This window comes from Bacillus sp. XB1, from assembly GCF_053557995.1.
On the sequence record NZ_JBNRIL010000007.1, the window covers coordinates 81,770 to 96,192 of the forward strand.

The following is a 14,423-nucleotide window of genomic DNA, read 5'->3' on the forward strand; positions in this document are numbered from 1 at the left end:
ACTAAATGAATCTATTTACTCTGGGAGCTCTCTACTACAATAGATAGCTCCCAGACCACATTTATTCTTCACCTTCCAAAAATAAACTTCAAAATGCTTTGTACAATTTCACAAATGAAAAATCATAAATTTGTTCACATTATATCTATTGTGAATCTTTTCACATTAGATATATAATAAACGTGTAAATACAATATTGGAGGGATTTCAATGGTTATCAATTTTTTAAGAACTGATAAACGTGCTACTTTCATATTATTACTTTTACGGCTTTACATAGGATATACATGGCTCGCTGCTGGGATAGGCAAAGTCTTCGGACAATCTTTTGACGCAAGCGGTTTTCTAAAGGGTGCTATTGCTCAAGCATCAGGTGACCATCCTGCAGTACAAAGTTGGTGGGCAGATTTTCTTCAACATTTTGTCCTTTCAAACGCAGACCTATTTAGCTTTTTAGTTCAATGGGGAGAAATTTTAGTAGGTCTAGGTTTGATTTTAGGCGGATTAACAAAAACAGCTGCATTTTTCGGAATCATAATGAATCTTTCATTTTTATTAAGCGGAACTGTTAGTGTAAACCCAAACCTGCTTATTTCGACTATGTTCATTTTAGTTGCAGGGCAGAACGCTGGACGTATTGGATTAGATGGCTATGTTTTCCCTAAACTTTTCCGTAAAAACAACCACGGAATATATAAATTAAGTAAAACTGCGTAGTAACAATTTACTTTTAAAATATAAATAAGAAAAAGAGCCTGAATATAGGCTCTTTTTCTTATTTATCCTAATTTAAACTTTTAACGAACCACGAAAACCTCTGGCAGCATAGTAAGAGTCTGCTCCATTGTGGTACACGAAAACATGTCCAAAGCGATAATCGCAAAATAGAGCACCACCAAGCTCTCTAATATCTGAAGGTGTTTGTACCCAACTCGATGATTTCATATCAAAATCTCCAAGTTTTTGTAACTCTCGATATTGTTCTTCCGTTAATAACTCAATACCCATAGCGGCCGCCACATCAATAGCGTTATTTTCTGGTTTATGCTTTTTTCTTGATTCTAACGCTTCAAGATCATAACAAAGACTTCTGCGGCCTTTAGGACTCTCCTTTGAACAATCATAGAAAGTATATTCGTCCTTTTCTTCATCATAACCAATAACATCCGGCTCACCACCAGTTACTTCCATTTCGTTAAGTGACCACAATTTTTCATTATTAGTAGTCAGCTTCGCTTCAACTTTACCCCATTCAAGACCTTCATGGCGGTTCATGTTTTTCTCAAAACGAGCTTGCAATACTTTCAATAACTCTTCACGTTTTTCTACTAGTAAGTCATTTTTATTTCCTGTCATATTAGTCCTCCCTGATGTATGTACTGATAGTAGTTTAAGTATATATTTTATAATAAATCATCTCAATATGAAGACCGTTTCAATCATATGTCTTGTACAAACATCTATTACAAAGTCCTAAAACCCTCCATACTCTCTTCAAGCATATAGTGTGAAAACCACATCAAGTTCTGCTTCATAATAGCCACATGAACTCCTGGTTGGTCAGAACTATATGCCATTCCTTTAAATATAATTAATTCTGTATCAACTTCCATATCCATTAATCCTTGATATAGATCATATGCATTTGTAATCGGAATTCTTGCATCCTTTTCCCCATGTTGAATTAAGGTAGGCGTACAAGCTGATTTAATATACGTCATAGGTGATGTCTTCGTATATATATCTGGATCATTCCATGGAGTATTTCCTAAATACATTCTAATAAAGTAAGGTATATCTGTATTTACATAATGGGTACTCCAGTTAGTTATTCCACCGCCAACTGAAATAGCTTTAAACCTGCTACTAAATGTAGAACAGAAAGCTGATACATATCCACCGTTGCTCCATCCCATAACTCCTACTCTATCTTTATCTACTATCCCTTGATCAACTAGTTTATCAACTCCTGATATAACATCGTCGTAGTCAGCAATCCCCTGTTTTCTATAGTTAGCTTTTAAAAATTCATTACCATAACCTGAACTTCCTCTGTAATTTGGCTCTAAAACGATAAAGCCTTTTTCAACAAACTGTTCAATCGGATATTTCTCATTGAAGCAGTCTGAAAATATCGGAAAAGATGCCCAAGCCGGACCACCGTGAATTACTACTAATAAAGGATATTTTTTATTAGTGTCAAACTCTACTGGCGCTGATAAAACACCTTCTATTTCAAGACCATCACTACTTTTCCATGAGATGATTTCCCTGTTACTTTTAAGTTTCCCTTTGAAAAAGCTATTTTCATCCGTTATTTTTTTATCGTCTAAATAGATTTCAAAGGTTTCATTTGTTATAGCCTTATTATAGGTTATATGATTTCCATCCTTTGTTATAGAGGCATCCATTATAAAGCCATCTATCTTGTCGCTTAATGCTTCCACAGTGCCATCTTCAGCTAGTAATCCAATACGATAATTCGTTTTATCCTGCCATCTAATTAAAATTCCTTTAGCTGTCCACTGTAATGGCATAACTGTACTATCAAAGTTTGTTAGAGGCTGAATTACCTCTCCAGTATTCATATCATATATCTCTAACGTACTATCTTGTATATGGTTTCTATAGTAATCCTTCTCTCTTATGCTTGCTGTGTAACATATTTTACTGCCGTCAGGAGAAAAGCAAACACTCCCTCCCAACAACTTATCCACATTCAGCTTTTGTAGCTCTCCAGCTTTAATATGGAGTATGTATAGATCTCCATTTATATAATCTGCCATATTTGAGCTTGGTGTCGTTATAAATACAACCTTTTTACCATCATTTGAAATATCAAATTCATGGATATGAAAGTCCTTACCATCCGTTAATTGATAAACAACTCTGTTCTCGTGTTCATCTGTATCACTTTGTATCACCTTTTCTATTTCAATGTAATATAAACAATCATTCTGGTGTTCCTTACCTATATGTTGAAAATCTCCATATAGCTCCTTACGTTTCTTTATCTCTTCACATTCTTTTGACTGCGTAACATAATAAAGCCCCTTGCCAGTAGGACCCCATTTGAATGTACTGACTCCTTCTTTCTCATCAGTAATTTGAACCTCTCTATAATCATCTAGTGACTTAACAAATATCTGATTTCCCCCGTCACCAACTGGACTAAGATATGCGATACACCTAGCATCTGGAGACCATAATGGGTGTGTACTATCTATATCACCATTTGATAATGGGTAACTCTGCTTCTTATCTTTTTCATATATCCATACATGATTCCTATATGTATTGTCTTTCCAATCAGCCGTCTTCTTAACAAATGCTACGTTTTTACCATCATCACTTATGTTTGTACTTGATACGGTTGGTAATGAAATAATCTCTTCTATACTTAAATATGTTTTTGCTTTCACTTTCATATAATAAGCCCCCTTGTAATGTCCATGAATCTACCGTCTCTTCTTGTCGTAATAAAGGAAATTGTTCACGGATACTTAAAATAGTAACGGAAAATTCAGATAAATAAAAGTGACTCCGATAAAGTAAAACTTTAATCTATAGGGCTCTTTCCGCTTATCAATTTTAGATGTTCTTTTTCGACACAAAAATACCCCTTTAGATAAAATATCTAAAGGGGTGCAAATTTGTAAATTTATTTTAAAGCTATAACTATATGTTGGTTTGGAATAAAATTTGATAAAAATGAAGTCACAAATCTTTATTTAACAACAAAAAAATTCATTTTGAAAAAACGATTGATCAAAATAGAATTACTCTTTTTAACTAAGTATGAGATTTTTATAAAAAAATTTTAATCAAAACTCACTTAGAATCTTTACTTGAAGAATAAAGCTTCGTATCTTTTTTGTGAACATCGTTAAACTAAGATAAATTTTGACCGAATCTGTAATTAATTGTAAAATATTATACATAGAAAGGTATTATAAAATAAATATAGAAGGGGTATGTTTTTTAGTTTTAAAGGGGCTAAAGCACATCTATTTTATGTTTTTAGAGGGAGAATTGAAAAATCATATGAAGAATTTCAAAAAGAGTACAGGTAAAATTTTACTAGCATCCGGATTAGTAGTTTCTATGTCAGCTTGTAGTGTAACTAATTTATTTGGAGAAAAAGAAAAAACAAATGCTGAATCTGGTAAACAAGAAAGTAAAGAAACTAAGACAGAAGGTAAATCATCTGAAACAAAGGAAAAATCAACTAACTCAAAAGAAGAAAGTAAAGATGTTAAGATGATTATGGTTTTACCTGAGGATTACCCACAACTTATGGTAGACATTGAAGAAGACTTATTAAGACGTCTAGATTACTATGATGCTTCTGTGAGGGATAATAAAAAGGGAAGTAAGTCAAATGAAGAGGTACGAGATAGTATTAAAGACTTAGATAAAGTATTTAATAAAATAGAGCGTATAGATGCACCAGGAAAATACAAGGAAGATCATAAGGAAATTGTAAAAGCTGTTCAAAAGTTAAAAGAATCTTTCAAAGAAGTATCGAAGTTATTTGATTACTCTAAAACACTTAAAGATACGGATGATGCAATCATAGATAAAGCAAACAATAAATTAGATGAAGCAAAACGCATTTGGAAACCTGTATTTGATAAGTTAAAAGCGGAAGCTAAGAGTAGTTCAACAACTACTTCTACAACAAGTGGTACTAGTTCTTCTAACTCACCGAGTTTATCTAGTGGTAATACAGTTAAAACATACAGTACCCAAGATAAAACTGGTATATTCAAAGGAAAAATTGATACACCAGACGAGGGTTCGGCTAAGTTTAAGAATGTACAGAACAACTATAAAGACGGTACAGAGCTTGTAGGTAATTGGGGTATTGATTACGGAGACGGAGTCAAAACTACGTTAGTCCTAAAAGCAGATAAGACATTTGAAACATATGCAAATGGTTCTTATCCAAATAAAGATAATTACTTAACAGGAACATACCAAGCAGACGTTTCTTCCCATCAGTTAACGCTAATGGTGGAAAAAGGAACTCAAAATGGTCAAGAAGTGAAATTGGAACGACCTATTTATTCATCATATGAGGTTAAAAATTTAGATGGTAAAGCATTACAGATTTTCCACATAGACGAACAAGTAACAATTTGTTATGTAAAACAATAAATAACTAAAAGAACTCTGTAAAATGATTTTTACAGAGTTCTTTTCTTAGTTTTAATTTATTATAAACGATCAGACTTTTTTATAAACTATCAAAATTTATTTCAAACGCATAACTATATTTATTAACCTACCAATCTCCTACTCAACAGTAACAGACTTAGCTAAGTTACGTGGCTTATCAACGTCACACTCGCGGTGAAGTGCTGCGTAGTATGAGATAAGTTGTAATGGAATAACTGCTACTAGCGGTGCTAGCGCTTCGTGTACAGCTGGTAATACGAAGCTGTCACCTTCCATTTCTAAGCCTTTCATTGAGATGATACATGGGTTAGCTCCGCGTGCTACTACTTCTTTCACGTTACCACGAATTCCAAGGTTTACGTGCTCTTGTGTAGCAAGTGCGATAACTGGTGTACCATTTTCAATTAAAGCGATTGTACCGTGTTTTAACTCTCCTCCAGCGAATCCTTCTGCTTGGATGTAAGAGATTTCTTTTAGTTTTAACGCACCTTCTAATCCTACGTAGAAGTCTACGCTACGTCCGATGAAGAAACAGTTACGCGTTGTTGCTAAAAATTGTTTTGCTAATGCGTCCATTTCTTCTTTTTGATCACAAAGTTCTATCATTGCATTTGCTACAAGTCCTAGTTCGTGTGTTAAATCGAAATCAAGAACTTCACCTTTTGCTTTAGCAATATCAGCCGCTAAAATTGAAAGTACTGCAAGCTGTGCTGTGTAAGCTTTCGTTGATGCAACTGCAATTTCTGGTCCAGCGTATAACGGAAGTGTATAATCAGCCTCACGAGAAAGCGTAGAACCAGGCACGTTTGTAATTGTTAATGCTTTATGACCCATTTCATTTGTTTGTACAAGTACTGCACGGCTATCAGCTGTTTCACCACTTTGTGAAATGTAAATGAAGAATGGTCTTTTTGTTAATAATGGCATGTTGTAAGAGAATTCACTTGCCACGTGTACTTCAACTGGCATTTTTGCAAACTTCTCGATAAATTGTTTTCCAACAAGACCTGCATGATAACTCGTTCCACATGCAATGATGTAAATACGATCGCTATCTAAAATCGCATTGCGGATGTCTTGATTTAATTCAATTTCGCCATTTTCATCTTGATACTTTTGAATTATATTACGGATTACAAGTGGTTGCTCATCGATTTCTTTAAGCATGAAATGAGGATATGTTCCTTTTTCAATATCACTTGCGTCTAATTCCGCTGTAAACGGTGCACGTTCAATCGTTTCACCTTGTAAGTTTTTAATTGTAATACTTTCTTTCGTTACGATTACGATTTCTTTATCCATTAACTCAATGAATTGATCTGTAACTTGTAACATCGCCATAGCGTCGCTTGCCACAACATTAAAGTTGTCACCAACACCTACTAATAGCGGGCTTTTGTTTTTAGCAACATAAATCATGTTTGGATTTTCAGCATCAAGTAATCCGATTGCATAAGAGCCATGTAAAAGAGATAGCGTATTACGGAACGCTTCTTCTACACTTAATCCTGTGCTCACTTGTTGTTCCATAAGCTGTACGATAACCTCTGTATCTGTTTCACTTACGAACGTTACATCTTGTAAATATTCCTTTTTCACTAATTCATAGTTTTCAATTACACCGTTATGAACTAATGTAAAGCGTTTTGATGTACTTTGATGCGGATGCGCGTTTACTTTACTTGGAACACCGTGTGTAGCCCAGCGTGTGTGTCCGATACCTACGCTTGCTGCTACGTTCTCATCTACGATTTCACGAAGTTTTGCGATACGGCCTTTTTCTTTGTATACAACAACACCGTTCTCTGCTTGTACTGCAATACCTGCTGAATCATATCCACGATATTCTAGCTTTTCTAAACCTTTTAATAAAATTTCCTTTGCATCTTGCTCTCCAATAAATCCTACGATTCCACACATGTTTAGTCGCCGTTACAAATGCTTACACTGCTCTGCGAACATGTAACGACATAGTCCGATACCATTTTTATTTATACTAAAAAACGGATTACATATTGCTAGCCCTGTAAGCTTGTAACGGCTTTCACCTTCCTCTCGATTGGGTTTAAGTCCGTATATACTTATACAGCTAGTTTTCATCCGTTCCTCTTCTCTCATCACACTTTCACCTTTGTCCACTAAGTCACCTTAATGATTTAAGTAAAAGCTTGCGGTTGTGATGAACAACCGGGAGTCATCCGCCGAAATCTCGATAAACCCCACCTCGTCAACTACACTATTTGTAGTTCTGGCGCTTTTATAATTTACAATATTTCCTTTGAGAAAAAGAACAAGACCATCTTATAACAAACATGGATAAACCGTCAATGAAATTTTTTTCATCGTCTATAAAACATATGAAAAAGGAGCACTTTTTGTGCTCCTTTTTCATATAAATTCAGCTAATTATTCAGCGCCAACTTCGGCTTTCACAACTTCTACAATGCGATGTACATATGCATCACAAACTTCTTGTGTTGGTGCTTCTGCCATTACACGAATAAGTGGCTCTGTTCCAGATGGGCGAACAAGAATACGGCCATCACCGTTCATTTCTTCCTCTACAACACGAATAATTTCTTTAATTTTTTCATTTTCTAATGCTAATTTTTTATCTGTTACACGAACGTTTACTAGCAATTGTGGGAATTTCGTCATTTCCCCTGCAAGCTCAGATAATGGCTTTTTCGTCATTTTCATGATGTTTACAAGTTGAAGTGCACTTAACATTCCATCACCAGTTGTAATGTAATCAAGTAAGATAATATGGCCTGATTGTTCTCCACCTAGGTTGTAACCTCCGCGCTTCATTTCTTCCATTACGTAGCGGTCACCAACTGCTGTTTTATCACTTGTAATATTATTTGCTTCAAGTGCTTTGTAGAAACCTAAGTTACTCATAACAGTTGAAACAACTGTATTATGTTTTAATTGACCAGTTTCTTTCATGTACTTCGCACAAATGAACATAATTTGATCACCGTCAACGATGTTTCCTTTTTCGTCTACAGCAATTAAACGGTCGCCATCGCCATCAAAAGCAAGTCCGATATCCGCACCTTTTTCTTTTACCAATTCAGCTAAGCCTTCTGGATGTGTAGATCCTACACCCTCATTAATATTCATACCATTTGGAGAAGTTCCCATCGTTGAAATATCAGCTTCTAGGTCTGCAAATAAGTATGGAGCAAGAGAAGAAGTTGCACCATGTGCACAATCTAAAGCGATATGTAGGCCAGAGAAATCTTCTTCAACAGTTTGTTTAATGTACTGTAAATATTTTTGTCCACCTTCAAAGTAATCACTCACTTGTCCAAGATTAGTACCTGTCGGACGTGGTAGTTCATCAACTTCTTTGTCTAATAAAGCTTCAATCTCAGCTTCTTGCTCATCTGTTAATTTAAAGCCGTCTGAACCAAAGAATTTAATACCGTTATCTTGTACTGGATTATGAGATGCAGAAATCATAACACCCGCTTGTGCGTCTAGTGCTTTTGTTAAATAAGCAACGCCCGGTGTAGAAATAACGCCAAGGCGCATTACTTCTGCTCCAGTTGATAATAGCCCTGCTACTAAAGCTCCTTCTAACATATGGCCAGATACACGTGTATCACGACCAATAATTACTTTTGGACGATCTGTATCTTTTGTTAATACATAACCACCAAAACGTCCAATTTTGAAAGCTAATTCAGGTGTTAACTCCTTATTTGCAACTCCGCGTACTCCATCTGTACCAAAATATTTACCCATTATGATTCGCTCCTTTTTCTTGCTCTTTTTGATTGTGATTATCTACTGTTGGTTCTTGACTCGTTTCTTTATCTTTATCTTGATTTTGATTTTGATTTTGGTTTTGATTCTTTTCCTGTTCTTTTTCTGAATCAGGTTCAGGATTTTTTGGTTTCTCATTTTGATTTTCTTGATCGGTGTTTGAATCCGGTTGTTGACCGTTACCCTGTACTTCTTTATCTGGTTTTTCTTTCTTCACAATAGTAACTTTAGCACTTTTTTGTTTTGGCTCTATTGAAATATTACCAGGACCACTCACTTGAATTGAAATATCTTTCGTTCCTGGAGATACATTTTGCAGATTAATTACCGCTGTTATTTGAGCAGCTGTTATTTTATCTACTATACTTGCTTCTCCTGAAATATCAACACTTATCTTTCCATCTTGCGGCGAAAGTAGCTGAGCAGTAACATCTTTAGAAAGTCCATTTTTCTGGATTGGGATACCATCAATCGTTTTTGTTTTCGTTTGTTTTGTTTTTTGCACTCCCACCGAAACCTTCACTTGATTCGGTTTGGCACTTGTTACACCCTTGGGTAATAAAACAGAGGCATCGAATGTTGTAGACTCTGTCAATTGACTAAGATCTACTTCGACCCCCTCTAGCGATTGTATATTATCCAAAATATCTTTTGGACCAGCTATCGTTACTTCTCTCGGTTCAACACTGATATTTGTAACCGCCAATCCTTCTGCTAAACTCCCCTTCTTCGTATACGTTACAGGAACAGTTTTTTCAGTATTATTGGCTGTATTTTGCGTTGCCACATTCAACGTTACACTAATCTTAGATGGACTTGTTCTTACATTTAAACGTTTTCCTTCTTTATTGTATAATGTAACTTCGGGCGTTTTTGTAACAGTTTTATTAACACCTTTTAAATCAACATACGCTTTGGCAGATGAAATGCTTTCAATTTCTTCTTTCGTCCCAACTACCTCAACAGTATCCGGTTTAAGGCTTGATTTTTCTAGAGTAGCCCCCGCTGGCATCTGATCCTCATTTGATAATTTCAGATCTACATGAACATATTTTCTCGCCTTTTCATGAAGAGTAACTTTAATTGTTGATGGCTGAACTGTTCCTTTCACATCATCTGGAAGCCCGTTCGTTTTTAAAGAAATCTCATAAGTTCCTTTTGGACTATCTCGCAAATCAACCGGTATGTCAAATTGTTTTTTTGCTTTTGCTGTAGCAACTGATGCTTTTGGGCCTTCTAATTTTACTTTAACGCCCTCTGCCGGAATACCACTTACAATATATTTCTCCTCATCATACTTAAGATTAATAGCATAATTAGTTAATGTTTCTTTCGTATCATTTGCAAAAGGTAATATACCTGATGTCGTATTTTTTTCAGTTAACGTCGCTGACATAAAAAGCATACACGCCAATAGTAATGAGATCCCTTTTAAAAACCAATGATTCTCCATTAACTTATCCATGACGCTTTCTCCTCCAATTCCATAAAGACGAAGAAGTCGTTTTTTCGTTTCCACTAAATTCAGCTAATAACATATCCTTCAGCTGTTCTGTCTTCAAATCACGATGCAACTTACCATTTTTCGTTAAAGAAATTTGACCAGTTTCTTCAGACACAACTACTGTAATACTATCAGTAACTTCACTAACTCCCATTGCAGCACGATGTCTAGTTCCTAATTCTTTAGAAATAAACGGACTTTCTGATAATGGAAGATAGCATGCTGCTGCTTTAATTGTACTTCCTTGCATAATTACCGCTCCGTCATGAAGAGGTGTATTTGGAATAAAAATATTAATAAGTAATTCCGATGATACGTTTGCATTCAGCGGAATACCCGTTTCCACATAATCACCCATACCGGTCTCTTTTGACAAAGTAATTAATGCACCAATTCTACGTTTCCCCATATATTCGGTTGCTTTTGCTATCGCTGTTGCAACCATTTCAGGTTCATCATCCTCATGCGTTCCAACACGCGAAAATAAACTTCCGCGCCCTAGCTGCTCAAGTGCTCTTCGCAATTCTGGCTGAAAGATAATAATAACGGCTAAAAATCCCCACGTTAATACTTGTTCAGTTAGCCAAGATAGCGTACGCAATTCAAGGAAAATACTGATCATCTTAACGACGATAATAACTGTAATCCCTTTTAAAAGTTGAACAGCTTTCGTCCCTCGGATTATAAGAATTAGCTTATATATAATAAACCATACAATGGCAATATCTAATGCCGTACTAAGATATTTCAAAATGGTCGTATCTTCAAAAGGCATGCTATCCCTTCCTCCTACTTACGAGCAATTCTATCCATATATTGAAATATTGTTTTATGCTCTATCTGTATGTATTTCCAACAACTAGTTAATTATACCATACATGAAACAAACGACAATTACAAACAACCCCCTTTAGCTCAAATTGGTAAGATGTCAAACATTTTTATTGTACAGTATAATATAAATCATTATTATACGCCTATTTTCAAATAAAAAAAGCAACTTCTCAGTTGCTTTTCTTACATTTATTTTAGTTTTTCACCGAATAAAGAACCCATTAAAGCAACTGCTGTTGTTGCCGTTCTATTTCTCTCATCTAAAATCGTATTTACCTCAACAAATTCAGCAGATGTGATAATATCAGCTTCTGCTAACATTTCCATCGCCAAATGACTTTCACGATAAGATAGACCGCCAATTACAGGCGTTCCAACACCTGGTGCATCATGAGGATCAAGACCGTCTAAATCTAATGATAAGTGTACACCATCAGTATGAGATAAATATGCGATTGTTTCTTCCATAACAGCCGTCATCCCCATACGATCAATTTCATGCATTGAGAACACTTTAATACCTTCATTGCGAATGAAATCTTTTTCTCCTTCATCCAATGCACGCGCACCGATAATTACGACATTCTCTTTTTTCACCTTTGGATATGCTCCGTATAAATCTACAAGTGAAGAATGTCCATAACCTAAACTTGCTGCAAGTGACATACCATGAATATTTCCAGATGGTGAAGTTTCCTCTGTATTTAAATCACCGTGTGCATCATACCAAATAACGCCTAAGTTTTTATAATGTTTTGCTACACCAGCTAATGTACCGATAGCAATACTATGGTCACCACCTAATACAAGTGGAAAACGACCTTCTTCTATAATATGATCCACCTTACTTGCTAATTCATTACATACAGTTGCAACTTGTGTAAGGTTTCTTAATTTTGTATTTTCATCTATCTCTTTTTCTCTCTCTATACATATATCTCCCATATCTTTAACGTCATATCCAATTTCTTCAATTCTTTCAATTACCCCTGCATAACGGATCGCGCTAGGTCCCATATCAACTCCACGACGCATCTGTCCTAAATCCATTGGAACTCCAATAACTGAGATTTCTTTTTTCATAGATAGTATCCCCCTTTTATGCCTTCACTAAATATTTTAAATCTTTTATATAGTCTGACTCAACTCGACATTTTTCTGTATGGATATACAATTTATTCACTTATATTCATACTGAAAACCAAATTTCAAGACTATTCTATGTATAAAGTTAACTTAATGAAACAATCGCAATCACTATTATTAAATAATAATAATAAAACACTCCTACATTTAGAAGTGTTTTTCTGATGCTATTTTCCATACTATTGCAATATTTTTTGTTGTCATTTCAATATTTTCTTCTGCTACTTTATATGCTTCTTCTAGTGTCATCGGTCTCGTTGTAATACTAAATACCGCATCTATTCCTTTCTCGTACACAGCTGAATAATCAGATGATACAGACCCTCCAAGAGCAATTACAGGCACAGAAAAACGTTTTGCACGCCCCGCAACACCCACAGGAGCCTTTCCATATGCAGTTTGTTTATCTATTCTACCTTCACCAGTTATAATGAGATTTGCATCTTCTATATGTTTATCGAAATTTGTATAATCTAATACAATTTCAATGCCCCTCCGCAAGTCTCCCTTTAACACTGAAATAACAGCCGCTCCCATTCCTCCCGCTGCCCCTGCACCAGGTATTTCAGATACATCAAAAGATACATATCGTTTAAGCATATTCGCATAATGTTGTAAATTCTCATCTAGCTCTTTCATCATCCCTACATTTGCACCCTTTTGTCTCCCAAATATGAAAGATGCTCCCTGCATTCCGACTAATGGATTATCCACATCACATGCCGCTTCTATCTTTACCCCCTTTAAGCGGGGGTCCATTCGTGAAAAATCAATAGCAACAATCGAATGTAATGTGCCTCCAGATGGATCTATTACTTCACCCTTGTCATTTATAAATCTTACTCCTAAAGCTGCTAACATACCTGCCCCACCATCATTTGTAGCACTTCCTCCAAGTCCTAAAATTATGTACTCCACTCCTTGATCTAGCGCATGTAATATAAGTTCTCCTGTTCCTTTTGTCGTTGTAATAAGTGGGTTGCGCTTTTCAACTGGAACGTGCTGTAATCCTGATGCTGCTGCCATTTCAATAAACGCTGTCTTTTTATCTTTAGAAATGCCATAAAAAGCTTGTATACCTTCTCTAAGCGGTCCTGTCACACTAATTGATATAATTCTCCCCCCTGTAGCATCAACAAGTGATTCAACCGTCCCTTCTCCTCCATCTCCAATTGGTATTTTCACATACTCTGCATTAGGAAAAATTGCTCTAAAACCTCTTTCAATAGCTCCACATACTTCTATAGCTTTTAGGCTTTCTTTATATGAATCAGATGCAATAACAACTTTCACAATTATCTCCCCATCCCTTATTTTTACGTTTTCTTCATTTTAAACGACAAGTATAAAAGTTGTCTTTTTAAAAACAAAAAAAGCTTACATCATATGATGTAAGCTTTTTTATTTAGATGGAGCCTAGCGGGATCGAACCGCTGACCTCCTGCGTGCAAGGCAGGCGCTCTCCCAGCTGAGCTAAGGCCCCTTATTAATTAAGCGGAAGACGGGATTCGAACCCGCGACCCCAACCTTGGCAAGGTTGTATTCTACCACTGAACTACTTCCGCAAAAATGATGAGCCATGAAGGACTCGAACCTTCGACCCTCTGATTAAAAGTCAGATGCTCTACCAACTGAGCTAATGGCTCGTAAATGGCTGGGCTAGCTGGATTCGAACCAGCGCATGACGGAGTCAAAGTCCGTTGCCTTACCGCTTGGCTATAGCCCATTAATATTTACTAGTATGGTTATCTTTTCAAAAAAATAAACCCTCTCAGGTTATTTTAAAGAAAATGGTGGAGGGGGGCAGATTCGAACTGCCGAACCCGAAGGAGCGGATTTACAGTCCGCCGCGTTTAGCCACTTCGCTACCCCTCCGACATTTTAAATATATATGGTGGAGGATGACGGGATCGAACCGCCGACCCCCTGCTTGTAAGGCAGGTGCTCTCCCAGCTGAGCTAATCCTCCAAAAGTGGTGACCCGT

At 36.0% G+C, this 14,423-nt stretch carries 11 protein-coding genes and 6 tRNA genes; 2 read left to right on the plus strand and 15 right to left on the minus strand.

Annotated features, from left to right (window positions below):
- The first annotated feature begins 210 nt into the window (after positions 1-210).
- On the plus strand, positions 211-717 hold the full coding sequence (locus tag ACK1U5_RS26595; protein ID WP_448814846.1) for a DoxX family membrane protein: 507 nt from the start codon (positions 211-213) through the stop codon (positions 715-717).
- Between the two features lie 72 nt (positions 718-789).
- On the opposite strand, the gene ACK1U5_RS26600 is transcribed toward ACK1U5_RS26595, so the two are convergent.
- Both ACK1U5_RS26600 and ACK1U5_RS26605 read right to left on the minus strand, forming a co-directional pair.
- A complete protein-coding gene (locus ACK1U5_RS26600; RefSeq protein WP_114556461.1) occupies positions 790-1,356 on the minus strand; it encodes a DUF4256 domain-containing protein in 567 nt (188 codons plus the stop codon).
- Between the two features lie 107 nt (positions 1,357-1,463).
- The gene (locus tag ACK1U5_RS26605; protein WP_069605349.1) at positions 1,464-3,428 is read right to left on the minus strand and encodes a S9 family peptidase; all 1,965 of its coding nucleotides are present in this window, start codon (positions 3,426-3,428) and stop codon (positions 1,464-1,466) included.
- A 604-nt stretch (positions 3,429-4,032) separates the two neighbouring features.
- Here ACK1U5_RS26605 and ACK1U5_RS26610 point away from each other — a divergent pair.
- On the plus strand, positions 4,033-5,160 hold the full coding sequence (locus tag ACK1U5_RS26610; protein ID WP_080481925.1) for a DUF3994 domain-containing protein: 1,128 nt from the start codon (positions 4,033-4,035) through the stop codon (positions 5,158-5,160).
- Between the two features lie 138 nt (positions 5,161-5,298).
- Here ACK1U5_RS26610 and glmS read toward each other — a convergent pair whose 3' ends face one another.
- The 13 genes from glmS to ACK1U5_RS26675 all read right to left on the minus strand — a co-directional run bounded on the left by glmS (position 5,299) and on the right by ACK1U5_RS26675 (position 14,407).
- Entirely contained in the window at positions 5,299-7,101 is a 1,803-nt protein-coding gene (gene glmS / locus ACK1U5_RS26615; RefSeq protein WP_061140066.1) for a glutamine--fructose-6-phosphate transaminase (isomerizing), read from the minus strand.
- A 12-nt stretch (positions 7,102-7,113) separates the two neighbouring features.
- On the minus strand, positions 7,114-7,299 hold the full coding sequence (locus ACK1U5_RS26620; RefSeq protein WP_001206405.1) for a hypothetical protein: 186 nt from the start codon (positions 7,297-7,299) through the stop codon (positions 7,114-7,116).
- Positions 7,300-7,587: 288 nt separating this feature from the next.
- On the minus strand, positions 7,588-8,934 hold the full coding sequence (gene glmM / locus ACK1U5_RS26625; protein WP_000521476.1) for a phosphoglucosamine mutase: 1,347 nt from the start codon (positions 8,932-8,934) through the stop codon (positions 7,588-7,590).
- Positions 8,927-10,420 (minus strand): CdaR family protein, encoded by a 1,494-nt coding sequence (locus ACK1U5_RS26630; protein WP_061140065.1) that lies wholly within the window; start codon positions 10,418-10,420, stop codon positions 8,927-8,929. Before ACK1U5_RS26630 ends, glmM begins: the two co-directional genes overlap by 8 nt.
- Positions 10,413-11,234 (minus strand): diadenylate cyclase CdaA, encoded by an 822-nt coding sequence (gene cdaA / locus ACK1U5_RS26635; protein WP_001115697.1) that lies wholly within the window; start codon positions 11,232-11,234, stop codon positions 10,413-10,415. The genes ACK1U5_RS26630 and cdaA overlap by 8 nt, the downstream gene beginning before the upstream one ends.
- Before the next feature lie 248 nt (positions 11,235-11,482).
- The gene (rocF, locus tag ACK1U5_RS26640; RefSeq protein ID WP_000711563.1) at positions 11,483-12,376 is read right to left on the minus strand and encodes an arginase; all 894 of its coding nucleotides are present in this window, start codon (positions 12,374-12,376) and stop codon (positions 11,483-11,485) included.
- Positions 12,377-12,586: 210 nt separating this feature from the next.
- Positions 12,587-13,732 (minus strand): glycerate kinase, encoded by a 1,146-nt coding sequence (locus tag ACK1U5_RS26645; protein ID WP_050964583.1) that lies wholly within the window; start codon positions 13,730-13,732, stop codon positions 12,587-12,589.
- Positions 13,733-13,849: 117 nt separating this feature from the next.
- Positions 13,850-13,922: transfer RNA gene (locus ACK1U5_RS26650), tRNA-Ala, on the minus strand.
- Positions 13,923-13,932: 10 nt separating this feature from the next.
- A tRNA-Gly gene (locus tag ACK1U5_RS26655) sits at positions 13,933-14,004 on the minus strand.
- An 8-nt stretch (positions 14,005-14,012) separates the two neighbouring features.
- Positions 14,013-14,085 (minus strand) — tRNA-Lys (locus tag ACK1U5_RS26660).
- Positions 14,086-14,090: 5 nt separating this feature from the next.
- Positions 14,091-14,165: transfer RNA gene (locus ACK1U5_RS26665), tRNA-Gln, on the minus strand.
- Between the two features lie 65 nt (positions 14,166-14,230).
- Positions 14,231-14,314: transfer RNA gene (locus ACK1U5_RS26670), tRNA-Tyr, on the minus strand.
- A gap of 17 nt (positions 14,315-14,331) precedes the next feature.
- A tRNA-Val gene (locus ACK1U5_RS26675) sits at positions 14,332-14,407 on the minus strand.
- Between the last annotated feature and the right edge of the window lie 16 nt (positions 14,408-14,423).

What these genes read in the sequence shown, in the direction of transcription:
- ACK1U5_RS26595 (WP_448814846.1), top strand. Translation starts at nt 211, where the DNA reads ATGGTTATCAATTTTTTAAGAACTGATAAACGTGCTACTTTCATATTA.
- ACK1U5_RS26600 (WP_114556461.1), bottom strand. Translation starts at nt 1,356, where the DNA reads ATGACAGGAAATAAAAATGACTTACTAGTAGAAAAACGTGAAGAGTTA.
- ACK1U5_RS26605 (WP_069605349.1), bottom strand. Translation starts at nt 3,428, where the DNA reads ATGAAAGTGAAAGCAAAAACATATTTAAGTATAGAAGAGATTATTTCA.
- glmS (WP_061140066.1), bottom strand. Translation starts at nt 7,101, where the DNA reads ATGTGTGGAATCGTAGGATTTATTGGAGAGCAAGATGCAAAGGAAATT.
- ACK1U5_RS26620 (WP_001206405.1), bottom strand. Translation starts at nt 7,299, where the DNA reads ATGAGAGAAGAGGAACGGATGAAAACTAGCTGTATAAGTATATACGGA.
- glmM (WP_000521476.1), bottom strand. Translation starts at nt 8,934, where the DNA reads ATGGGTAAATATTTTGGTACAGATGGAGTACGCGGAGTTGCAAATAAG.
- ACK1U5_RS26630 (WP_061140065.1), bottom strand. Translation starts at nt 10,420, where the DNA reads ATGGATAAGTTAATGGAGAATCATTGGTTTTTAAAAGGGATCTCATTA.
- cdaA (WP_001115697.1), bottom strand. Translation starts at nt 11,234, where the DNA reads ATGCCTTTTGAAGATACGACCATTTTGAAATATCTTAGTACGGCATTA.
- rocF (WP_000711563.1), bottom strand. Translation starts at nt 12,376, where the DNA reads ATGAAAAAAGAAATCTCAGTTATTGGAGTTCCAATGGATTTAGGACAG.